General features: G+C 51.5%; 21 protein-coding genes. 4 read left to right on the forward strand and 17 right to left on the reverse strand.

The window, feature by feature from the left end; translation table 11 throughout:
• Positions 1–122 precede the first annotated feature (122 nt).
• Together L1N85_RS20355 and L1N85_RS20360 are read right to left on the reverse strand one after the other, a co-directional pair.
• Positions 123–758: a YigZ family protein gene (locus L1N85_RS20355; protein WP_235240884.1), complete on the reverse strand. Its 636-nt coding sequence runs from the start codon at positions 756–758 to the stop codon at positions 123–125.
• 36 nt (positions 759–794) lie between these two features.
• Positions 795–2,144, reverse strand: coding sequence for a glucose-6-phosphate isomerase (locus L1N85_RS20360; protein WP_235240885.1), 1,350 nt, complete (start codon positions 2,142–2,144; stop codon positions 795–797).
• A 122-nt stretch (positions 2,145–2,266) separates the two neighbouring features.
• Between L1N85_RS20360 and L1N85_RS20365 the strand changes: the two genes are divergently transcribed.
• Complete coding sequence (locus L1N85_RS20365; protein ID WP_268818398.1) at positions 2,267–3,214, forward strand: NAD(P)-dependent oxidoreductase; 948 nt, start codon at positions 2,267–2,269, stop codon at positions 3,212–3,214.
• Positions 3,215–3,338: 124 nt separating this feature from the next.
• Here the strand turns inward: L1N85_RS20365 and L1N85_RS20370 are convergent, their stop codons facing one another.
• The 5 genes from L1N85_RS20370 to L1N85_RS20390 all read right to left on the reverse strand — a co-directional run bounded on the left by L1N85_RS20370 (position 3,339) and on the right by L1N85_RS20390 (position 8,709).
• Positions 3,339–3,860 carry a DUF420 domain-containing protein gene (locus tag L1N85_RS20370; protein WP_235240887.1) on the reverse strand — a complete coding sequence of 174 codons (522 nt, stop codon included), beginning with the start codon at positions 3,858–3,860 and terminating at the stop codon, positions 3,339–3,341.
• A 207-nt stretch (positions 3,861–4,067) separates the two neighbouring features.
• Positions 4,068–4,385, reverse strand: a complete 318-nt coding sequence (gene ppnP, locus L1N85_RS20375; protein WP_235240888.1) for a pyrimidine/purine nucleoside phosphorylase — start codon at positions 4,383–4,385, stop codon at positions 4,068–4,070.
• Positions 4,386–4,436: 51 nt separating this feature from the next.
• Entirely contained in the window at positions 4,437–6,455 is a 2,019-nt protein-coding gene (gene tkt / locus L1N85_RS20380) for a transketolase (RefSeq protein ID WP_235240889.1), read from the reverse strand.
• A gap of 161 nt (positions 6,456–6,616) precedes the next feature.
• Complete coding sequence (gene purU / locus L1N85_RS20385; protein ID WP_235240890.1) at positions 6,617–7,519, reverse strand: formyltetrahydrofolate deformylase; 903 nt, start codon at positions 7,517–7,519, stop codon at positions 6,617–6,619.
• A 59-nt stretch (positions 7,520–7,578) separates the two neighbouring features.
• Positions 7,579–8,709, reverse strand: coding sequence for a deoxyribonuclease IV (locus L1N85_RS20390; protein WP_235240891.1), 1,131 nt, complete (start codon positions 8,707–8,709; stop codon positions 7,579–7,581).
• 101 nt (positions 8,710–8,810) lie between these two features.
• Here L1N85_RS20390 and L1N85_RS20395 point away from each other — a divergent pair, with 101 nt between their 5' ends.
• The 3 genes from L1N85_RS20395 (at position 8,811) to L1N85_RS20405 (ending at position 10,270) form a co-directional block, all read left to right on the forward strand.
• Positions 8,811–9,248 carry a DUF2621 domain-containing protein gene (locus L1N85_RS20395; protein ID WP_235240892.1) on the forward strand — a complete coding sequence of 146 codons (438 nt, stop codon included), beginning with the start codon at positions 8,811–8,813 and terminating at the stop codon, positions 9,246–9,248.
• Between the two features lie 124 nt (positions 9,249–9,372).
• Complete coding sequence (locus tag L1N85_RS20400; RefSeq protein WP_235240893.1) at positions 9,373–9,858, forward strand: hypothetical protein; 486 nt, start codon at positions 9,373–9,375, stop codon at positions 9,856–9,858.
• 25 nt (positions 9,859–9,883) lie between these two features.
• On the forward strand, positions 9,884–10,270 hold the full coding sequence (locus tag L1N85_RS20405) for a DUF1731 domain-containing protein (protein ID WP_235240894.1): 387 nt from the start codon (positions 9,884–9,886) through the stop codon (positions 10,268–10,270).
• A gap of 8 nt (positions 10,271–10,278) precedes the next feature.
• Here the strand turns inward: L1N85_RS20405 and L1N85_RS20410 are convergent, their stop codons facing one another.
• From L1N85_RS20410 to L1N85_RS20455, 10 genes are read right to left on the reverse strand one after another with little or no spacing between them, the layout of a single operon-like run.
• On the reverse strand, positions 10,279–11,799 hold the full coding sequence (locus L1N85_RS20410) for a DUF6382 domain-containing protein (RefSeq protein ID WP_235240895.1): 1,521 nt from the start codon (positions 11,797–11,799) through the stop codon (positions 10,279–10,281).
• On the reverse strand, positions 11,787–12,320 hold the full coding sequence (locus L1N85_RS20415) for an A24 family peptidase (protein ID WP_235240896.1): 534 nt from the start codon (positions 12,318–12,320) through the stop codon (positions 11,787–11,789). The genes L1N85_RS20410 and L1N85_RS20415 overlap by 13 nt, the downstream gene beginning before the upstream one ends.
• A gap of 34 nt (positions 12,321–12,354) precedes the next feature.
• On the reverse strand, positions 12,355–13,326 hold the full coding sequence (locus L1N85_RS20420) for a TadE/TadG family type IV pilus assembly protein (RefSeq protein WP_235240897.1): 972 nt from the start codon (positions 13,324–13,326) through the stop codon (positions 12,355–12,357).
• Positions 13,292–15,544 (reverse strand): hypothetical protein, encoded by a 2,253-nt coding sequence (locus L1N85_RS20425; RefSeq protein ID WP_235240898.1) that lies wholly within the window; start codon positions 15,542–15,544, stop codon positions 13,292–13,294. Before L1N85_RS20425 ends, L1N85_RS20420 begins: the two co-directional genes overlap by 35 nt.
• Entirely contained in the window at positions 15,528–16,265 is a 738-nt protein-coding gene (locus L1N85_RS20430; protein WP_235240899.1) for a TadE/TadG family type IV pilus assembly protein, read from the reverse strand. The genes L1N85_RS20425 and L1N85_RS20430 overlap by 17 nt, the downstream gene beginning before the upstream one ends.
• 12 nt (positions 16,266–16,277) lie before the next feature.
• On the reverse strand, positions 16,278–16,463 hold the full coding sequence (locus L1N85_RS20435; RefSeq protein ID WP_235240900.1) for a Flp1 family type IVb pilin: 186 nt from the start codon (positions 16,461–16,463) through the stop codon (positions 16,278–16,280).
• Between the two features lie 26 nt (positions 16,464–16,489).
• The gene (locus tag L1N85_RS20440; RefSeq protein WP_235240901.1) at positions 16,490–17,374 is read right to left on the reverse strand and encodes a type II secretion system F family protein; all 885 of its coding nucleotides are present in this window, start codon (positions 17,372–17,374) and stop codon (positions 16,490–16,492) included.
• A 24-nt stretch (positions 17,375–17,398) separates the two neighbouring features.
• Complete coding sequence (locus L1N85_RS20445) at positions 17,399–18,262, reverse strand: type II secretion system F family protein (RefSeq protein ID WP_235240902.1); 864 nt, start codon at positions 18,260–18,262, stop codon at positions 17,399–17,401.
• Positions 18,259–19,494, reverse strand: coding sequence for a CpaF family protein (locus L1N85_RS20450; RefSeq protein ID WP_407946528.1), 1,236 nt, complete (start codon positions 19,492–19,494; stop codon positions 18,259–18,261). The genes L1N85_RS20445 and L1N85_RS20450 overlap by 4 nt, the downstream gene beginning before the upstream one ends.
• 5 nt (positions 19,495–19,499) lie before the next feature.
• On the reverse strand, positions 19,500–20,657 hold the full coding sequence (locus L1N85_RS20455) for a P-loop NTPase family protein (protein ID WP_235240904.1): 1,158 nt from the start codon (positions 20,655–20,657) through the stop codon (positions 19,500–19,502).
• Positions 20,658–20,772: the final 115 nt, after the last annotated feature.

Here is a 20,772-nt window from a genome sequence, read left to right on the forward strand (position 1 = left end):
ATGACCCCTGTTCAGTACAGGAATCATCTATTATTGGTTTCCTAATTGTTCAATACCACTCTTTTTTTAAGTGTCCTTGACATAGGGTCCAGATTAGCATGTCGCCGATACTCCACTCCTTCTTATTCGCCTTCGATATAATAGACGTTATCTCCCTCGGCAATGCTCGCTTGACCCTGCGTCAGATCGGTTATCCAAGCGATAAACGCTTCCGCTTCAGGCGCTTCAGGCAAACAGCGCACGATGACGCGATCCGTGAAATCGGTCCCGCCGACCCGGGTGCCCCTGCCGTGCAGCTCGTTCTCCAGCTTGCCGTACCACGTGTAATCGACATCTACGAACACCTCGCGATGCCGTACGTTGACGATTTCATCCGCTGCTCCGATACCGGCAACCGCTCCGTCGGTGTAAGCGCGGACGAGTCCGCCGGCACCAAGCATAATCCCGCCAAAATACCTCGTCACGACGACGGCGACATTTTTCAGCCCCTTGTGCTTAATAACCTCCAGAATCGGCTTGCCTGCCGTACCGCTTGGTTCTCCGTCATCAGATGCCTTCTGGAACTGATCCCGTTCGCCCACGATATAGGCTGAGCAATTATGTGTCGCCTGCTTATGGAGCTGCTTGATCTCATTAATGAAAGCGACCGCTTCCTCCTCGGTTTCCACCGGCTTTGCATGGCCGATGAAACGCGACTTCTTGATCACGATCTCCGCATGACCCTGCCGCCTGACCGTCCTATACTTATCGAGCTTCATAAACTTCGGCTCCCGTATACCGACCAAACCGGCCGACTATAGCCTTGCTTCCAGCTCGGCTTTTTCTTTCTCGAAGCCCGGCTTGCCTAGCAGCGCGAACATATTTTTCTTGTAAGCTTCAACGCCCGGCTGATCGAACGGATTAACGCCAAGCAGGTATCCGCTGATTCCGCATGCTTTCTCGAAGAAATAGACAAGGTAACCGAAGGAATACGGCGTCATGTCCGCAATATTGACGATCAAATTCGGCACTTGGCCGTCCGTATGCGCAAGAAGCGTTCCTTCGAATGCTTTCTTGTTCACGAAGTCCATCGTTTTTCCCGTCAAGAAGTTAAGGCCGTCCAGATCCGCAGCGTCGTGCTCGATCGTGATTTGCTCAGCCACTTCATTCACTTGAATGACCGTTTCAAAAATGTTCCGGTTGCCCTCTTGGATAAATTGGCCCATCGAGTGCAGGTCTGTCGAGAAATCTACCGCAGCCGGGAAAATACCTTTGTAGTCCTTGCCTTCGCTTTCGCCGAAGAGCTGCTTCCACCACTCGGATACGAAATGCAGCGAAGGCTCGTAGTTCACGAGTATTTCAGTTGCCTTGCCTTTGCGGTAAAGCGCGTTGCGGGCCGCCGCATATTGGTAAGCCTCGTTCTCGGCGAGGTTAGGATTGCTGTACTCTTTCGATGCGTCTGCCGCGCCTTGCATCATCGATTCAATGTTGATGCCGGCAGCCGCGATAGGCAGCAATCCTACAGCAGTAAGTACGGAATAACGTCCGCCTACATCGTCAGGGATAACGAATGACTCATAGCCCTCTTCCGTAGAAAGCTTCTTCAAAGCGCCCTTCTCTCTGTCCGTTGTCGCGTAGATGCGTTTGCGGGCCTCTTCTTTGCCGTACTTCTTCTCAAGCGCTGCGCGGAATACGCGGAATGCGATCGCAGGCTCGGTCGTCGTGCCGGATTTCGAGATGACATTGATCGACCAGTCGCGGCCTTCAACCAACTGGAGCAGGTGGGTCACATAGGTCGAGCTGATGTTGTTGCCGGCGAATAGAACTTGAGGCGTCTTCCGCTCATCCTTCGGTAAAATATTATAGAACGAGTGCGACAGCATTTCGATCGCTGCGCGGGCGCCAAGATAAGAACCGCCGATACCGATCACAATCAGTACTTCTGAATCCGATTTAATTTTGTCAGCGGCCTTCTGAATGCGCGCAAACTCTTCTTTATCGTAGTTGGCCGGCAGGTCGATCCAGCCCAGGTAATCCGAGCCTGCGCCCGTTCCGTTATGTAATTGCTCATGCGCGAGACGAACCGGCTCCGCCAAATAATCGATTTCGTGCTGGCCGACAAACGTCAGCGCCTTGGTGTAGTCGAATTTTACTGTTTTGCTCATCGAAAAATAGACCTCCTAAATGTTTTGCTGTTACAATTAAAGCAGTGATAACGCCTTTCAACTTAGCATCTACAATATCGGATTTACTTTATAAAAACAAGCATCGGAACTATGAAAAATTGATGAAGAACTTGTATAATCAAATAAAAACAGTTTGCAACGGAGGAATTCATATGAATAAAGTAGGATTTATCGGATTAGGCGTTATGGGCCAGGGCATGGCGGCGAATTTGCTGAACAAAGGATTTGAAGTAACCGTTTATAACCGGACGCCAGGCAAAGCGGATTCACTGCTGGCGCTAGGCGCGAAGGAGCTGAGGACGCCGGCGGCCGTAGCGGAGTCGTCCGATATCGTCATTACGATGATTAGTAATGATGCGGCTATCCGCGAGGTTTATTGGGGTGAAAATGGTGTATTTGCCGGTGCTCGCAGCGGACATATTCTCATTGACAGCAGCACAATATCGTCCACGCTTGCTAAAGAGCTTGCCGCTGCGGCAGAAGCAGTCGGCGCATCGTTTCTAGACGCGCCCGTAACGGGCAGCAAGCCTGCTGCGGAAGGCGGAACGCTCGTGTTCATGGTTGGCGGCTCCACCGAGGCGCTCGCAGGCGCAGAGGCCGTGCTGCTCGCGATGGGACGGAAGGTCATCCCCATGGGTCCGAACGGCAGCGGCTCGATCGCCAAGCTGGCGCATAATACGATAGTAGGCATTAACGTTGTCGCGTTATCGGAAGGAATGGCGATCGCAGCAAGCGGCGGCATCGACGGCAGCGCGTTCCTGGAGCTTGTCCAGTCGGGAGGAGCGGCTAGCAAGGCGGCCGAAATGAAAGGACAGAAGCTGCTCGAGGGTAACTTTGACGTACAATTTTCGCTTGAACTGATGCTGAAGGATTTGAAGCTTAGCTCCGTGTTATCGGACAGCCTGAAGGTACCGACGCCCCTGCTGGAAGCGACGAAAAGCCAATTTCAGATCGGCGAATCGCTCGGCTTAAGCGGGCTGGACATGTCCAGCGTAGGGCAAGCCTACGAGCAATGGATCGGACGCAAGTTCGGCGGCGGCAAGGTGTAGAAGACGCTAATCCGGTGTAAAATAATTGTATTCCGTGTATCTAATTCGCAGGCGAAGCCGAAGCGGCAGCCTAATGCACGAAAGGCCGCCGGGTTATCCCGGCGGCCCTCAGCCTTTTTCCAGCTTAATAATATGGCGATATCAGCAAGTAGACTACGACGCCGGTAAAGCTTACATATAGCCAAATCGGCATCGTCCATCTTGCGATTTTGCGATGCTTCTCTACCTTCATCTGCAAGCCCCGAACGACGGAAAAGAGCGCAAGCGGCACAACGACTACCGCTAGGACGATATGAGTGAGCAGAACGAAGAAATAGATCGAACGAAGCGCCCCCTCCCCGCCATATTTCGTTGATTCCGTTAAATAGTGGTACGTTACATAGGAGACAAGGAACAGCGTGGTCGATGTAAAAGCCGCGCCAATGAATAGGCGGTGCAGCTTCAAGTTCTTTTTCAAAATTGCAACCAACGCTACGCTAAGCGCAATGAACGTAAAGCAGTTGAAAATCGCGTTCATGAGCGGCAATATGGTGACATCGAAACCAATCTCTCCGTCATAAGCTGGCATAAAGAACAAAATCGTGATGATCGCCACCAAGACCAGCGATAAGATTGCGATCAGGGGCGTAAAATTTCTTTCCTTCAAAAGCTCTCCCTCCTAACAAGTTGCTCTACTAACCTTATCCGATTTACCCGCTTGAAATCAATTTGATTTAAGCCGCATTTGTCACGAAAAATCGAATTATGAGGAAAAAATGATTTTAGGGAAATGAGCGCAGCAAAAAAAGAGGCTTCCCTGCAGGCGAATGAACACCGGAGCAGGAAAACCTCTTCTTTGAGAGTGAAGCTATGCTTACTCGTAAATATACGAGCAGCAGTAGTCTGTTACTTCAGCAACCTGAAGCTTGAACTTCGTGTTCGCAGGCACTTTGAATTCGCCTTCGCCTTGAATGTGCAGCCACTCGGTTTCGCCGGGAAGCAGTACTTTCAAGTCGCCAGCCAAAATCTCCATGATTTCGAGGCAGTCCGTTCCAAACTCGTAATCGCCGGGCAGCATAATGCCGAGCGTTTTTTTCGTGCCGTCCTCGAATACGACAGCGCGGCTCGTTACTTTACCATCGAAGTAGACGTTAGCCTTCTTGATGACCGTTACATTTTCGAATTGAGACATGGTGAGTGTAATCTCCTTTATATATCGAATGCAAAGGCAAAGCTGCCTTTATTACAGTAAGGCTTTCACTTTGCTAACAACGTTCTCAACCGTAAATCCGTACTCTTTGATTACGCGGTCGCCAGGTGCGGATGCGCCGAAACGGTCGATTGCGAGAATATCGCCTTGATCTCCCGTGTAACGCTCCCAGCCGAACGGATGAGCCATCTCGATGGCAAGGCGGGCTTTAACTTCAGGAAGAATGACGGAGTTTTTGTACTCCTTCGATTGCTTCTCGAACAAATCCCAGCTCGGCATGCTGATGACGCGAACTTGAATACCCTCTTCGGCAAGTACCTTCTGAGCGGCTACAGCCAATTGCACTTCTGAGCCAGTCGCAACAATTTGCGCTTGCGGCTTGCCGTTTGCAGCGTCCGATACAACATAAGCTCCGCGGCGGACATTCTCATGGACATTGCTAACTGTGCCTTCAAGGATCGGGAGGTTTTGACGTGTCAGCACAAGCGCAACCGGGTTGCCAGTGTTCTCGACTGCGTAAGCCCATGCAGCGGATGTCTCGTTTGCGTCAGCCGGACGGATAACCGTCAGATCAGGGATGATGCGGATCGAAGCAAGCTGCTCGATCGGCTCATGCGTAGGACCGTCTTCGCCGACAGCGATACTGTCATGCGTCAGCACATAAACAACCGGAAGCTTCATCAGCGCAGCAAGACGAATAGCAGGACGCAGGTAGTCCGTAAATACGAAGAACGTTCCGCCGAATACTTTCAAGCCGCTGTGAAGCGCAATTCCGTTCATTGCAGCAGCCATTCCGAACTCACGAACGCCGAAATAGATGTTGCGGCCGTCGTAGCTGCCCGGTTTAAATTGCGTCAGACCTTTCAGGTGAGTCATCGTCGAGCTCTCAAGGTCAGCCGATCCTCCTACGAGGTTTGGCACGTTTTTCGCAAGACCGTTAAGCGCGTTGCCGGAGGCTACGCGAGTCGATACCGCATTGTCTGCCGTCGTGTAAGCAGGAAGGTCAGCGTCCCAGCCCTCTGGCAATGCGCCTGAGACCGCAAGCTCGAATTGTGCCGCAAGCTCAGGGTAAGCTTCTTTATAAGCCGCCAAGCTAGCATCCCATTGTGCATTTGCTTGCTCGCCGCTGCTTTTCACTTCCGCGAAATGAGCGCGAACTTCGTCAGGCACGTGGAATTGGTGATCTTCCGACCAGCCGTAGGTTTGCTTCGTCAATTTTGTTTCTTCAGCACCTAGCGGTGATCCGTGTGGACCGGCGTGACCGCCTTTGCCGCCTTTGTTCGGGCTGCCGTAGCCGATGACCGTTTTCACTTCGATCAAAGCAGGCTTGGACAAATCTGCTTGTGCCGCAGCAATTGCTTTAGACAATGCATCTAAGTCGTTGCCGTCCTCTACGCGGAGCACTTGCCAGCCATATCCTTCAAAACGCTTTTGAACGCTTTCGGAGAAGGAGAGGCTTAATTCGCCATCAAGGGAAATGTCGTTGGAATCGTACAATACGACCAGTTTGCCAAGACCAAGGTGACCAGCGAAGGAAGCTGCCTCGTGAGAGATGCCTTCCATCAGGTCGCCGTCGCCGCAAATGGAGTACGTGAAGTGATTAATAAGATCGTGGCCTTCTTTATTATAAGTAGCCGCAAGCTGCGCTTCCGCGATCGCCATACCGACTGCCATTGCCACACCTTGTCCAAGCGGACCCGTCGTTGCATCAACGCCGGCCGTGTGGCCAAACTCAGGGTGGCCTGGCGTCAGGGAGCCCCATTGACGGAAGTTTTGCAGCTCTTCAAGCGGCAAATCGTAGCCGGACAGGTGAAGCAGGCTGTATAACAGCATCGATCCGTGACCCGCAGATAATACGAATCGGTCGCGGTTCACCCAAGCAGGGTTCGATGGGTTGTGCTTCATGTTTTTTGCAAACAGCTGATAGCCCATTGGAGCAGCGCCCATAGGCATACCAGGATGACCTGATTTTGCTTTCTCGATTGCGTCAATCGCGAGTGTGCGAATTGTATCGATCGAAAGCTGTTGAACCGATTTTTGTGTAACCGTCATTCCAAATTCCTCCTATAGTCTAAATCTAGTCTAATTTCGTCTCGTTATATGGTTTCTCTATAACGATCAGCGTCATACCAGTACGCAATAACTTTGAATATTGTATCATTCTGAATGCTTGTTTTCCATCTAAAATAATAGATTGTTGCATAAAAATGCAGTTAGTTGAATACAACCGTCTTATTATGGTGTACGATTACGCGGTCCTCGATATGCCATTTGACGGCGCGAGCAAGCACAACGCGTTCAATCGTCCTTCCGATGCGTTTCAAATCTTCCACGTTATCACGGTGGCTGACACGCTGTACGTCCTGCTCGATAATAGGTCCGCCGTCAAGCTCCTCGGTTACATAATGCGCTGTCGCCCCGATAATTTTCACACCGCGCGTGTAAGCTTGAGCATACGGCTTGCCGCCGACAAAGGCCGGCAGGAAGGAATGGTGGATATTAATGATGCGGTTCGGGAATTGCTCGATGAACTTCGGCGAAATGATTTGCATATAGCGGGCCAAGACAACAATATCCGCTTTATCCGCAACGACCTCCATCTGCTTGCGTTCCGCTTCAGCTTTCGTGCTCGCCGTAACCGGAATATGGTGATACGGGATACCGAATGATTCAACAAGCTCGCGCATGTCAGGATGGTTGCTGATAACCATCGAAATATCCGCGTCGAGATCTCCGGCTTTCCATTGCCATAGCAGCTCAAGCAAGCAATGATCCTCTTTCGATACGAAAACGGCGAGACGCTTCTTGCGGCTTGCCCGGAACGTATGCCATTTCATATCGAAACGATCAGCTACTCTGGTGAAATCCTCTACCAGCACCGGCAGCTCCTTTTCCAAATCGTTCAAATCAAATTCAAAGCGGATGAAAAACATGCCGCCCTCCGGATCCATTGTATACTGATCCGATTGCACGATATTCGCGCCGTGCTCATACAAGAAATGCGATACTGCCGCCACGATACCCGGACGGTCCGGACAAGAAATCAGCATGCGTGCACGGCCGCCCTTGCCGTTAGACAGGTTCGTTTGGTCTGGCGAGTTAAATGGCGATGACATAAACTTCAAACTTCCTTTCACTACTGCTTTCTAAAATTGTTTTTGTCAAAAAACGTATACTAAACATTTGTTAGCAGCTGCTTACCTGCAAACCAAGCGGTAATTCGCTGATTGACCTGCTCCTCAGTCAGCAAGGAAGGCAATGCTTCGCCTGCGATAACCAGATCGTATAGACGTTCCATCGGCTCGCGCGGATCTGCTTTTTTCGCTTTTGCGTCATTTTTGAGCAGGTCCCATGTGGAAAGCACAAATGTTATTGGATCTATTTCTTGCTTGCCGAAGAAATGATGCAGACGTTCTACATCCTCGAAGTAGGATTCCCCTAAGCGATGACGCGCATTTCCGCTTAGTAAAGCGATTTCCGCCTCGTACATCGGACGCTCGGTTTTGTCCTCTTTACCGATCCATGGCGTTTCAAGGATGAACGGACGTCCTTTGAGAGCTTCATGATGCACGATCGAATGAATCGCCTCATGCCCAAGCCAGCCTGCACCAATCGGCGCATGACGGTCCTTGCCCGCTCCGCGCGGGTTTTTGCTGTCATTCACATGAACGACGGCTACCCGATCAAGACCGACCACTCGATCGAATTCGTCAAGCACGCCATCCAAATCATTTACAAGATCGTAGCCCGCGTCATGCATATGGCAGGTATCCATGCAAACCGTTAGGCGATGGTTGTCCTGCACCTTGTCAATAATGGCAGCCAGCTCCTCGAAGCTGCGGCCGATTTCCGTGCCCTTGCCCGCCATCGTTTCAAGGGCAATGTTGACATTCGTCTCTTTTGTGCCCGATAGCACCTCGTTTAGCCCTTCCGCTATGCGCGCAATGCCGAATTCGGCATCCTTATCCGTATAAGCGCCTGGATGCAGGACAATATTACGAACACCAATATAATCCGTTCGGCGCATTTCCTCCTGAAGGAATGAAACCGCGAGCTCGAATGTATCCGGCTTGTACGATCCCAAATTCACAATATATGGAGCATGCACAACGATTTCATTGATGCCTGCCTGCTCCATAAGCGCTTTGCCTTCCTCAATATATAACGAATCGATCGGCTTCCGTCTAGTATTTTGCGGTGCGCCGGTGTAGATCATGAATGTGCTTGAACCGTACGATATCGCTTCCTCGGCAGCAGTCTGCAGCCCCTTGTCCGAAAATGATACATGGGAACCTATTTTTAACATGAAATTTACGCCCCTTTCGGTTGATCAAACCTTATTTTACAAGGAATGTCGAAATAAATCTAGGAATACGGTATAATTCATTATTGAGGTGAAAGATACGTATGAAAGTTGCGCCTGACTGGTTTATGTACTTTATCGTTTTTTGGGCAATCGTCATGGTTGGCGCTATGTCGATTGGCGGATTTTTCATGTTTCGAAAATTTCTCAAGGTGCTTCCGATGCGAGACGGCAAGTCCAAGCTCGATTGGCAAAACTACTGGGTAGAACGCAGCCGAAGCATGTGGAACGATGACTCCAAGGCCTTGCTTGACGAGCTGGTTTCTCCGGTGCCAAGCGCTTTTCGCGATATAGCTAAACATTCTATCGCCGCCAAGATCGGGCAAGTGGCCATTGAGCACGGCGCTTCGTCTGTCACTCGCGAGCATTGCATCGAAGGCTACATACGCGCCACTCCCAAACGCGATTACCGCAGCCTGGTCGCCTTCCTTGAACGACAAGGAATTGACTACGCTCCCTATAAGCATCTGCTTAATAAATGAGTTTAAGCCGTTCCGCGCGGCTTAAGCTCATTTATATTTTGCGTCAAAGGGCAGCACCGCGTTTAAATAAAAGTGTAACCTTCCGCGCTCCCATTACGTTAATAACTGCAGGAGGTGGTTCTTTATGATGAACTCATCGAAGCGAAGAAGAAGCAAAAAAGCAGCGGCAGCAGGAGCGGTTCTTCTAGCTGTAATGCTCACCGCATCAGCTTGCGGCGGCAATGATACTACGAATACAGGCAACGAGCAGCAAGGAAGTGTGAACAACGGACCAGTGGTCGATTTACCTGACGAAAGCGGTGTAATCGAGCCGGATGTCTCTTCACCTGAGCCTACTGCCGATACCGATAATAATAACGGTGCAGAGAATCCGCCGGTCGACCCAGTCAAAATGGATGAAGGCAACTATACGGGTCTAATAGACTCTCACTCTATAGAAATTGTAACTGCCTCCGGCGCATTGGCTCTTCAAATAACTGAAGAGCTGGCAGCAACCGTAGAAAATATTCCGCCAAATGCAAAAGTGAAATTCGAATATACGGAGAAAGCCATCGAAGGCGAAGCTGACTTTAAACAAAATTGGCTCGTCAAAATAGAAGAGATTAAATAGCGGATAAGTAAGGAGCGATAACGGGATGCGGATTGCGGTAGCCGGCGGGGCGGGATTTATCGGATGTGCGCTGACGAAAGCTTTGTTAAATCGAAAGGATGAGGTATGGATTATTTCGCGCAGCAGCTCGAAGGAGCAGCGTCAAGTCTCCGGTCTTCATCACGTAACCTGGACAGAGCTCGAAGCTGCTCCGTCCTTGATGGATGGAATCGACGCCATCGTCAATCTTGCGGGCGAATCGATTAATCAGCGATGGACGGCCGCTGCGAAGCAGCGCATCATGTTTGGCGAAATGTCTGCCTTGCTGCTTGATGGACAACGCGCTGTGCCGCGCAAAGCGCTCGGGCACGGCTTCACCTTCCGCTATCCTACCATCGCAAGCGCCATGCAGGATTTAGTAGGGCGTAAATAACGTAAACCTCAACCGGATTTTAGCTCGTAAGACGGGCCGGTCGCACCTGCTAAATGGATAACATCACCGATTGCGAGCTTATAAGCCTTGTAGGCTATCATAGTTTGACCATTTAGCAGGCTCCCGTTTCTAGAGCCAAGATCCTTCGCTCTATGTTCGCCGTCCACGCGTTCAATTTCCAAATGCAGACGCGACACACCGTTTACATGCTCCGCATAGCTGACCTGCTCGCCAGTTCTTCCGATTTTGAAGCAAGTCTCCGTTAAATCGATTTTTGAATCTTGACCCTCCCAGCTTCTCTTTAACCATAAGGCTGGCTCGCTTGGAGCCTTTTGCGGCCCGGCATTCCCCAGCAGAACCGTCGGTTCAGCGGCAGGGACAACAGCATTCTCGGCCATGGAATAATGCGAGGCAGCCTGACTGTCCGCCACCGCCCCGTATAATGCTTTAACCTTGCCTTGTTCATCGATTTCTTGCTCCGCATGACGCTTTTCCAGCTTGGCCAAAGCTCCCGAAGCCGGAATAAGCTGCCCCATTTCGAACGCTTCCTCTTCCGCAGACTCCTGCTGAAACGAGCTCTTTCTACAAACAAATAGAATAGCTGCTATCAGCAGCAGCGTGATGCCTGCGCTGATGAGCAAACCTTGGCGTGTGAATACCGCGAAATATATAAAGCGCCATATGCAAGCGATCGCGATAACAAGCGCGGCAGTAACGATCCATTTTTTTTTGGAGTCCTCAACCTCTTGCTCCTGTATGTAAGGAATATCAGCGTATTCGTCACTAGCCGCGATAGGCTTCTCAAATAGCTCTGCCTTCTCATCCTCCAGATCATTCAGCTGTAATGGTGTATGCTGATGCACGGCCGGACGCAGAGAGAAACGGTCAATCAAATGTTCGCTCAGGCGCGGCTGCGCCGTCATAGGCTTCAATTCGCTTCCGCCAATTAATTCCAGCAGCGTCGAACGTAAATCTGCGAGAGGCCACTTCTTGCCGATCAGGTGCTGCAATATACGTTTTAAGCCCGCTCCATCGATCCGATCGACATAGGAAGTAAACCGCACAATCAACGCAAGCAGGTCATTGGCTCCGATAGGCTGCTCTTCTGCTCCGCCTTTCATCGGAACGTACGCCAGCCGGATATCATGCAGCTGCTCGCCAATAAAAATAAATTGCTCATCAAGCAAACAGCCCTCCGGCCGCAGCATGTAGTGCTTGCACTCGCTTAACGCATCCGTCACGCTAAGAATGAGTGTATAGTATTGCTCCATCGTAAGCGATTGCTGCTGCATACGATGCAATAACATTTTCATACCGGTCAGCGTATAGCGAAAGGTTACTTTACCGTCTAATTCAAACCAATCGACAGGCAGCAAATAAGGAATACGCTGGCTATGCAGCATTTGAAGCTCGATGTCGTCTAGTTCACTGCGATCTATGCCAGACTCTCGGTCTAACGTCATTTCATGCCCGCGATTCATGGCAAAATCTATCCGGTAGCTTTGCATGGCGATCATCACCTTCCCCATAAGTTCACTTCTTGAAGCATCGACCATACCGTTATCGCCGCAGGCGCTACCGCAAGCATGAACGGAAACTTATTGCCTGATTCGGTCCACTGCAGCCACTGATGCTTTCTCCAGCCTGATGATGGAACGGTAAGAGCCGTCACCTCCAGCCATATTTTTCGTCCAAAGGAGCGATTCACGAGAAGAAGAACGATCCCGATCAGGCCTGCATACAAAATCGCGTAAAACAGCATTTGCAAGACGATCCATACGCCTGCCCACGCGCCAATTGCCGCAAACAGCTTGACATCGCCCGCTCCTATTCCTTTCGCAAGATGAAGCAGCAGCAGCGGTACAAATCCGGCGGCGGCACCTGAAGCAGCGGCAATAAGTCCCGTCTTGCCGTGAACGGTAAACTGGTACAGCCATGCGGCTGCGAAGAAGCTTACCGTCAAGCGGTTAGGAATTATTTGCGATTTAACATCCGTAACGAAAGCAATAATTAGCAATACGGCAAGCGCTGCCGTCTGAATGATGTCCATTCCAATCTCCTTCGCGCCAAGCTTCTTATTCTTGCTATTTTCCGGCGGCGCTCTTTTCGACTACAAAATGCATCGATACCTTATTATCTTGCTTTGCGGTCTCCGTGACGGTAAGCTGCCAGATGCCTGGCGTCGTATTACCGGATACATGCCACGTCCACGTTACATACCCCATGCTGTCAGCGATGGCTTCCCCAAGATGCTTCGCTTTGCTGGAGCCGCTTTTGTACATGACACTCAAGGAGATGGAAGCGCCGGGCGCCGTCTTCACAATGACGGCTGCTTTCCTGCCCGGACGCAGGGGCGCCGGTTCTATCGCTACGATTTGCAGCGTTATTCGATCCGTACCTCCGCCTTCAGCCCCATACCTCGCCGGCGCTGCATCGCTTATCCAAACACGCTCGGCGGCCTGCTCCTTCAGAATGATCGGCTTTCCATAAAAGGGAAGCTTGAATGGAAATTCGTATTCGACGGCTATTACCAAATATGGCTCGTTGTTCTTCTCTAGATCTGGAAGCGTAAGCCAATTCAAGCTCAGCCGTTCCGGCGATATGATCGCGATGTCAGCGAAATCCCGAAGCTGCGGCTCCACGACCGTACGTCCTATCTCAGTCGAGGCCATATTTTGCAGCGGACGGAAGTCGCCTCTAAGCGCGGACGGGACAATCGCTCCAGCCGGTGAAGGCAGCCATTCCGCAGCTTCCGCTGCAATCTCACTCCACGGGGAAAGCTCCAAAGCAGGCAGCGCAGGCAGCGGATTGGCTGTAGCCGCTTGCTGCCAGGCCAGCTCAGCCGGATGCATATGAGCAGCCAGCTGTCTTACGGTCTGCGAAGCTGCTGAGTGAAGCGCCATCTGCACGGCGCATAACCTTATAAGCATGACAAATACGAGGAGTACGATTATAATGACGGGCATAACTAAAGCGGCTTCGACAACAATAGAGCCTTGCTCATTCGTACGGCGCTTTGCTTCAATAGGACCAGCCAATCGTTTGCGTTGCCTCATAGCGGTTGCCGACAACCTTTCCTTCCAATAGTCCAAAACGACCTAACTCTCGCATTAGTCCGGAAACAAACCATAGCTCCATGGAAATCCGGGCTTCACCGGTCACTCCGCTTGGTACGGCTGAAAGCGTCGTCCCGCTGTTTTGTTCGATGACTGCTATCATCCGGGCCAGCCTGGACCCTTCATCGGCATCATGCATAAGCATAAATAGCCGCAAATAATCCTTGTAAGACAGCTCCGCCTTCACAAATTTCGACAAAGGTGCGGTACCTCGCTCACTGAAAGCGAGCAGATCCTCCATCGTCTTCTCCAAACCGTATAGAAGAGCGGCTGACAATATAAGCAGAGGGTGACCAAGAGACCGGCTTTCAATAAGACCCTCCATGGTTCGCACGGCGAGACGCGCCGCAAATAATTCCCCGTAAGCCGCGATGATATTTCCGACCGGATTATGAAAACCGTAAAGAATGTACTCCGCTTCTTGATTATTGAAAGCAATCGCATGGGAGAGCTCCGTCAGATCTCCTTCTGTCATCATCATCCTCAAATTTTGCGGGGCAAACGAAGGAAAACGCCCTACGACATATTCGCCAACATAAAGGGTGTCTCTCGTTCGCTCGAGCATACCCGCCATACCTGTAAATAAACCGTCCATTAATGCAGCGGATTGCTTTGCGGCATCATGTATATCGGCTCCTTGCTCATAACTAACCGTCGCTGCGTCAGACTGTTGATTGAACAATAAATTATCATTGTAGCGCTTCCGAACCAGCTCGAAGAGCTTCATATGCTCTTCCGTCTGCGGTATGGCCGTCAAGCCGTGCAGCATGCCTCGCGCTTGCTTCCAGAGCACCCCGGCTTGCTCCTCCTGATGCTTCAGCTGCGCTTTCACATTTCCGCTTTCCAGTGTCTGCCTCCGGCTTGCCAAAATAGCTCCTGGACGAATATATTTCTCTTCGTACATGCCGTAGGCAAGACGCAGGCTGGCAACACCCTCCAGCAGACCGTCGGACGCAAGGCTGGCAATCGGCCTGGACATCGAGGCTAAGCTGCTCGACTGAAAGCTCCCCGTTTCCATATGGATCGCAGATGCAGCTGAGCCTTGTGCCGATAACTCCTGACTGTACTGATTAAACCAGCTTTCGGCCAACACAAGCTCATCGGCCGACTTCCTCACCTGCTCGATATCCGCTGCAGCGCTCGCTGGCACCTGATACTGGCCAGCGCCCGTTACGCTGCTTCTTGATACCGCATCGTATCCGTCACTGGCTGTGGACGCACTCGCTTGCTGAACAAGCCGCTGCATATCCGTATTAAGCAACCTGGCTGTTTCAAGCTCCTTCCGTGCATCGCCCTGCAGTTTTTCGTGACTCTTAAGCAGCTCTGAGCTTAGCCGGCGCAGCTCCATTCCGACAGCTCTAGCCTTTTCTTCGTATGCATGAATTTCATTCTCGTATATAGTCTCGCCTTCAGCCGGTACGGACTGATCATGCATCACCTGCGATGCATACGACCCGTACTCGCTCACAATGGCAAACGCGGTATCTCCTCCTGCAGCAAGCTCTGCCGTCCGGACAGGAATGAGCGCATCGATACCGCTCCCTCTCACGATAGCGGCAGCCTGTTCTTGCAGTTCAAGAACTAACGCTAAATGCGCTTCCCGTTTCTCATACAGCCTGCGCATATTCTCCAGCAGACTAACCGTAACGGCAGCTTCCTTCATGGCTCCCGCCATCGGCGCAAATCTCGCGGCCAGTTCCAGCGTAAAGTCGACCGGTGCCTTATACTTCATATCTTCAAGCACCTGTCTGGCGAAAACATCATGCTTTCCCAGAAAATCAGCCGTGTGCAGCTTAGAAGTTTCCGGCTTCATGCGAATAAGCTTGTACGACTCCCCAATCGAATTCATATTCTCGTCTGCGTTCGCCTCCAGCACTTCAGTAAAAAGCAGCTCACCATCCGTACCTCCGCGGCCAAATAAGCCATATCTCTCGTATAAGGCAGCGTCATATGCGGACAAGACGGAACGTATACCGGAACGAACGACATCTTCGGTCAGCTTATGAAAAGCCGCAATCCGCGCGTAATCAATTAACAGCGAGAAAAACAGCAGCAGCGAAGATAACACGATAACCGAAAATATGGCAACGGCTCCGTCACCGGCCAATAGAAGCCGCCTGCAGCGGTATAAGAGCGTTGCCCTATCCACTCTTCTCAAGCTCATCTTCCCCCCCAATCCCTTGATATGTAGCAAGAACCTTACCCGCCTGAGCCTTAGCCGGTCCCGCTCCGCCTCCCCTGTCCGCGAACTTCGACGAATAATAACGCATGAGATCGACGCTTCTAATAAACTCAACGGGATCAACGACAGAAGCCGCGGACACCGTCTTCGGCTCTCGCTTCAACCAGCTTTGCTCCAATGCATCAACCGCTAGAGGCTGCTTCAGCTTTACTTCGATCTTTCTCTTTAGAATGCGGTTGGAATAGCTGATTTCACCTTTGTAACCGAGGCCGGCTCGCTCAAGCCACTGGACCGAACGCAGCATTTTGCTCTGTGACAAATCAATCTCACCCCCGTCAGATGACAACTCCTGCGGAAGCGTGATTACGGTATCCGTGCTCCCTGCTCCCAGACCAAATAAGCTGCCAAGCATCTCGTCTTCCCCTATTCGCCAGTACAGGCCATCATACTTCGTTTCCGTAAGCATGCCGCTTCGCGGATCCCGATGGCTGTTATCCCAGCCGAAGGCTGCACGCTCGGCGGTTGACGATGCAGCATAATACAGCTGAACCTTCTGATACATATACATCCCGAAAACAAGGAACAGCAGAATGAGAGTCAATAGCAAAGGAAATACGAGCGTCGATTCTAGAGTAAAGCTGCCCTGCTCCTTCCTATGCCACTGCAGCAGCCTCCCCCTGACACTCGGCCAATTCAATGCCATCACCCGCTAACCAAATATTTTATCCGCCTCATCATCCGCTTTACCCATTAAACGTTCAATCAATCCAATAATCCAATCCTTGAACAGCAGCGCAATAATAATGACAACCGCAATAATTAAAATAATCTCAAGCGTTCCCAAACCGTCTTCCTCTTCCCAAAATGATCGAATAGCTTGACCTAGCTTTTTCATTTTCCCAACGTCCTCTCTCGTTTTAATTAAGACATAAGCAGAACAGCCGGAGCGGCCACCAGAACCATAAGCACGAGCAATATGCCGACGAGCGGAAATACGAGCTTGGAAGAAGCCTGCTCTCCACGCATCCTTGCCATTGCCTTTCTCTTCTCCCAAAGCGTGTAAGACAGCTCTCTCAATGCCAGCACAAAATGCTCGCCCCCTCGCCGGTAATTAAGAAGCAGCACCGTCGTGAATATAGATACCTCTTGAACTGCGCAGCGCCGGTTAAATCTCTCCATTGCCATACTCAGTGATTGTCCGTTTCGCATAGATGACACCGCATCATGCCATTCCTTATAGAGCGGGTGCTGATCCTTATCCTTTCCATCCAGGCAGCGGGCCAGCGCCAGCTGTACCGTCTCCCCGGCCCCGACAAGCAGCATGAGCTGGCTGAGCATATCCGGCAGCATCAAGATTATTTGCTGCTTGCGCTCCTCCACTCTGCGACCTGCTTCCAGGAACGGGCGCGTGACAAGCAGCAGCGCGAACAAAACTCCCATCATGAGCAGCAGCGGCTCCTGTGCCAGCAAGCTAAGCCAAGCACAGCCGGTTAACGCGGCGTAACCGATGCCGATGGAGGCCGCCGCCTCCGATTTCGTCCGCTCGATGGACCAATCGCCATCTTTCAGTATCAACAGCTTCATATGGTAGCTGCTTAGAGGGAGCTGAAAGTAATCAAAAGCGTGCAGACGCTCAAGCATGTTCGCAAAGGGGACAATCATCAAGAGCTGCTTGAGCCGCTGCCCGGATCTCCTCGCATCGCGCTTTCCGCTCATGAGCTGAAGCCCTATCGATTGCAATGTCTTCCCTCCAGTCATGTAAACCCAGACGGATGCAAGCGTTACAGCAGCTATCGCCGCAATCATTCGCCGTACTTCCTCCCTTCCTTACTACATCCGGATGCTCATCATTTTTCCCATGATCCAGAAGCATAGGAGCAGAAGCAGCAGCGCCGCCGTTAACAAAAAATAGCCGGTTCCTCCGTACAAGGGCGCCATATAGTCAGGGGCAGCAAAACCCAGGAAGGCTAGAAATACGAACGGAACCGCCATCATAATTCGCCCCTCGAACTTTTTCTGAGCCATCATGACGGCAATTTCCTGTTCGGTTTCCAGCTTCTCGCCTATAATAATCGAGGTCCGTTTCATTACCTCAAGCAGATCTCCGCCCGAACGCTTGCAAGCAGCGAGCGCGTCAACGAAATGCGTGATTTCGTCGATATGCGCACGATCGGCAAGATTTCGCAGTGCATATTCGAGCGGCTCAGCATTGTCCAATCGAAATCGAACAATTTGAAATTCCAGCAAAAGCTCGGTTCGCGGATCGGGATACAGCAGCCTCAAATCATCAAGCGCGGATAAAAAGGCATTTTCGAGCGAGCGCCCTGCTGCCAGCGATGAGGTTAACGAAAACAGCGCTTCTTTGAACTGCAGCTTCAGCCTCTCCTTGCGCCTATCCCGCAAAGCTCTGCGTCTAAATCGCGGTGCAATTATACAGAGGACTGACGCCGCGTAAGAGACGGCAACCGAATGATAAAACAGGTAGACAGCTGCGAAAATAATGAGCGCTGCAGCTGCGGCCGTAATAACAAACTGCCTCCGGCTTAAATGGTATTGATCATAATTCGTTAACAAGCGTCCTGCTCGAATGTCAGCCATCATCGCTTCGTTTTCCCAGCCGCACCATTCAAGCATTTCCTGCATCCGGCCATTCTTTAATCTCCTCGGCCGATGCACCCCTCCCAGACTGCTCATCCCCTTATTCCTCCCTCCATGCCTTTTCCGGCCATCACCAATTTTTCGGTGTGCACCAACGAATTTGCCGTTCGCTTAAGGCTGCCCGGCACCTGACCGTCCGCTCCTCTCTCCTCTTCGAACAGGAAGAGCGGATTAAGCCGTATTTCGCCCGCTTCTACGCCAACAACCTCGCATATTTCCATTACCTTCCGGGAGCGGTCACGAAACCTTGATAAATGGATGACGATATCGATGGCCGAAGCGATTTGCTGGCGTATGACCTGCACAGGCAGCTCTGCAGCGCTTAATACCATCGTTTCTAGGCGAGCAATCATATCCTTAGCCCCGTTGCTGTGGCCCGTACTCATACTGCCTGAATGTCCGGTATTGAGTGCTTGCAGCATATCGAGCGCCTCTCCGCCGCGCACCTCGCCAACAATAATTCGATTGGGTCGCATGCGAAGGGAGGCTCGTATGAGATCGCGCATCTTAATTTCCCCTTTGCCTTCGGTATTCGCATTTCGCGTCTCCATCGAAACCAAATTAGGCAGCGATCGGATTTGCAGCTCGGCCGAGTCTTCGATCGTAACGATTCGCTCGTCGGAAGGGATAAACTGCGACAACGCATTTAAGAACGTGGTTTTGCCCGTTCCCGTGCCGCCGCTTATAAAGATGTTGTATTGCGCGCCGATCATTTCCTTCAAGAAGACTGCGGCAGCGGCCGTTAGTGATCCTATTGACACCAGCTGTTCCATCGTAAGCGGCTTCTCGGGAAACTTTCGAATCGTCATGCATGGTCCTTTGAGCGCAACAGGCGGCAGCACCACATGCACTCGGGAGCCATCCTTCAGTCTGGCATCCACAATCGGCGACGACTCATTTACGACGCGGTTGACACTGGCCACAACGGTCTGAATTAAATCCTCCAGCCGCTCCCTGCTTTCAAATGAAACGGGAAGCAGCGTCATTCTTCCTTCGCGTTCAACAAAAATCTCGGCATGATGGTTAATCATAATCTCGCTGACGGACGCATCCTCCATCAAGGGCTGCAAAATGTCTAACCCTCTAAATGAATGGAATAGTCTGCGTACCAGTTTCACCTTCTCCGTTGCCGTAAGCGGATGGCGCTCACACCACTCGAACACGATTTCCTCAACGAGTTTCATTAAGCTGCCGTCTGACAGCGCGCCGCTGAAATCAATTTTCGAGCGCACCATGTTTCGCAGCTCCATGACGATCTCATCTGTCAGCAGTTCTACTCCCCTCCTTCCTGAAGAATAAATTTAAACAGCTTATCCGCAGCCGCGCGGAACAAAGGCGAGGACAGCAGAGTCACGGCAGCCGCCCCGCGCCATTCAGGCACCTCCGGCAGTTGGACCGGTGCGCATACGATATCATTCCTCTCGCTTAGCGAAGGCTTTGCTGCCGTAGTCGCCCGATTATTGACGAAAACAAATTTGCGAGAACAACTGCGGAATCTCTCGCCCCACCTCTGCTCGCCATAACGGAGCTTCATCGATTGCTTATCCCGTACGGAGCCGTCATCGTTCATCACCCAGAGCACTTGATTCGATTGCTCGAATAGAGCGGCATGAAGCTCTTCCAGCCCATCATCCAAATCGATTACGATAAGATCGTATTGCCGGCTGCGGGCAATGACGTCTACCAAGCCAAGCGCATCCTCCGCGCCAAGCGTCAATCGATCCTCCATGTTTGTGCAGGGTGCCAAATAGTCGCCTTTCAGAAGCGAATGGCGGTTACGATGCTCCAGCAGCCATTTCACAGATTGGTCCGGCTGCGCCTTCAAGCCGTACAGGAACTCGGAGAGCCCTTCTCTTACGCCTGGAGCATTAGGAGCATCGCCGTTCTGCGGCAGACCGAGCCATGCCTCTGACGTATTCCACCTCTCTAAATTCAAATAGAACGTACGGTAGCGATGAGTGCTTGCTGCATGCGCCAAATGAAGCGCCAAAGCGGTCTTTCCCGTACCGCCCGTTGCCGAGTATACCGAAATGATCTTGATGCCTGCTGCAAGCTCGGAGGCCGCGTCTATTTGGCCTGGGTGACCAATGGACATCGCATGCAGATCCGATAAACGCTGCAGCAATAACGGAAGCGGCTGGTACTGGTGCAGCTCGAGTACTTCTTTGCTTTCACCAAGCTTCATTACGAGCGCTGCTGTCGGAATAGCGGCAAATGCTTCATCGCGCCCCTTCAGCTCGTTTAGAAGCTCCGGCTGTGCCGCCAATAAATCGATTCTGTAGCCTTGCTTCACGTATTGCATGCATGCGCCCGCATTGGTGAAAGCAATCACCTGCCATTGTTCGAACAGCGGGCTGTCACGCACGTAATCGGCTAGCCGCTTCATGTATTCCGGCTCCCTCACCGCTACTGCCAGCTGATATTTTCTCAATCGCAAGCCCTCCCCTCAATTCTTCAAAAAACACAAAAAAAGCACCATAGAAGGCGCAGATATCTGCAGCCTTGTACGGTGCTTCCGTTTTTTAGAATTAACTTTTTTTAAAATT

The organism is Paenibacillus alkaliterrae, from assembly GCF_021532375.1.
Lineage (GTDB): Bacteria > Bacillota > Bacilli > Paenibacillales > Paenibacillaceae > Pristimantibacillus > Pristimantibacillus alkaliterrae.

What these genes read in the sequence shown, in the direction of transcription:
- L1N85_RS20420 (WP_235240897.1), bottom strand. Translation starts at nt 13,326, where the DNA reads ATGAGGCAACGCAAACGATTGGCTGGTCCTATTGAAGCAAAGCGCCGT.
- L1N85_RS20405 (WP_235240894.1), top strand. Translation starts at nt 9,884, where the DNA reads ATGCGGATTGCGGTAGCCGGCGGGGCGGGATTTATCGGATGTGCGCTG.
- L1N85_RS20360 (WP_235240885.1), bottom strand. Translation starts at nt 2,144, where the DNA reads ATGAGCAAAACAGTAAAATTCGACTACACCAAGGCGCTGACGTTTGTC.
- L1N85_RS20415 (WP_235240896.1), bottom strand. Translation starts at nt 12,320, where the DNA reads ATGGACATCATTCAGACGGCAGCGCTTGCCGTATTGCTAATTATTGCT.
- L1N85_RS20400 (WP_235240893.1), top strand. Translation starts at nt 9,373, where the DNA reads ATGATGAACTCATCGAAGCGAAGAAGAAGCAAAAAAGCAGCGGCAGCA.
- L1N85_RS20355 (WP_235240884.1), bottom strand. Translation starts at nt 758, where the DNA reads ATGAAGCTCGATAAGTATAGGACGGTCAGGCGGCAGGGTCATGCGGAG.
- L1N85_RS20435 (WP_235240900.1), bottom strand. Translation starts at nt 16,463, where the DNA reads ATGAAAAAGCTAGGTCAAGCTATTCGATCATTTTGGGAAGAGGAAGAC.
- purU (WP_235240890.1), bottom strand. Translation starts at nt 7,519, where the DNA reads ATGTCATCGCCATTTAACTCGCCAGACCAAACGAACCTGTCTAACGGC.
- tkt (WP_235240889.1), bottom strand. Translation starts at nt 6,455, where the DNA reads ATGACGGTTACACAAAAATCGGTTCAACAGCTTTCGATCGATACAATT.
- L1N85_RS20445 (WP_235240902.1), bottom strand. Translation starts at nt 18,262, where the DNA reads ATGAGCAGTCTGGGAGGGGTGCATCGGCCGAGGAGATTAAAGAATGGC.
- L1N85_RS20395 (WP_235240892.1), top strand. Translation starts at nt 8,811, where the DNA reads ATGAAAGTTGCGCCTGACTGGTTTATGTACTTTATCGTTTTTTGGGCA.
- ppnP (WP_235240888.1), bottom strand. Translation starts at nt 4,385, where the DNA reads ATGTCTCAATTCGAAAATGTAACGGTCATCAAGAAGGCTAACGTCTAC.
- L1N85_RS20440 (WP_235240901.1), bottom strand. Translation starts at nt 17,374, where the DNA reads ATGATTGCGGCGATAGCTGCTGTAACGCTTGCATCCGTCTGGGTTTAC.
- L1N85_RS20390 (WP_235240891.1), bottom strand. Translation starts at nt 8,709, where the DNA reads ATGTTAAAAATAGGTTCCCATGTATCATTTTCGGACAAGGGGCTGCAG.
- L1N85_RS20410 (WP_235240895.1), bottom strand. Translation starts at nt 11,799, where the DNA reads ATGGGGAAGGTGATGATCGCCATGCAAAGCTACCGGATAGATTTTGCC.
- L1N85_RS20365 (WP_268818398.1), top strand. Translation starts at nt 2,267, where the DNA reads ATGAAGAACTTGTATAATCAAATAAAAACAGTTTGCAACGGAGGAATT.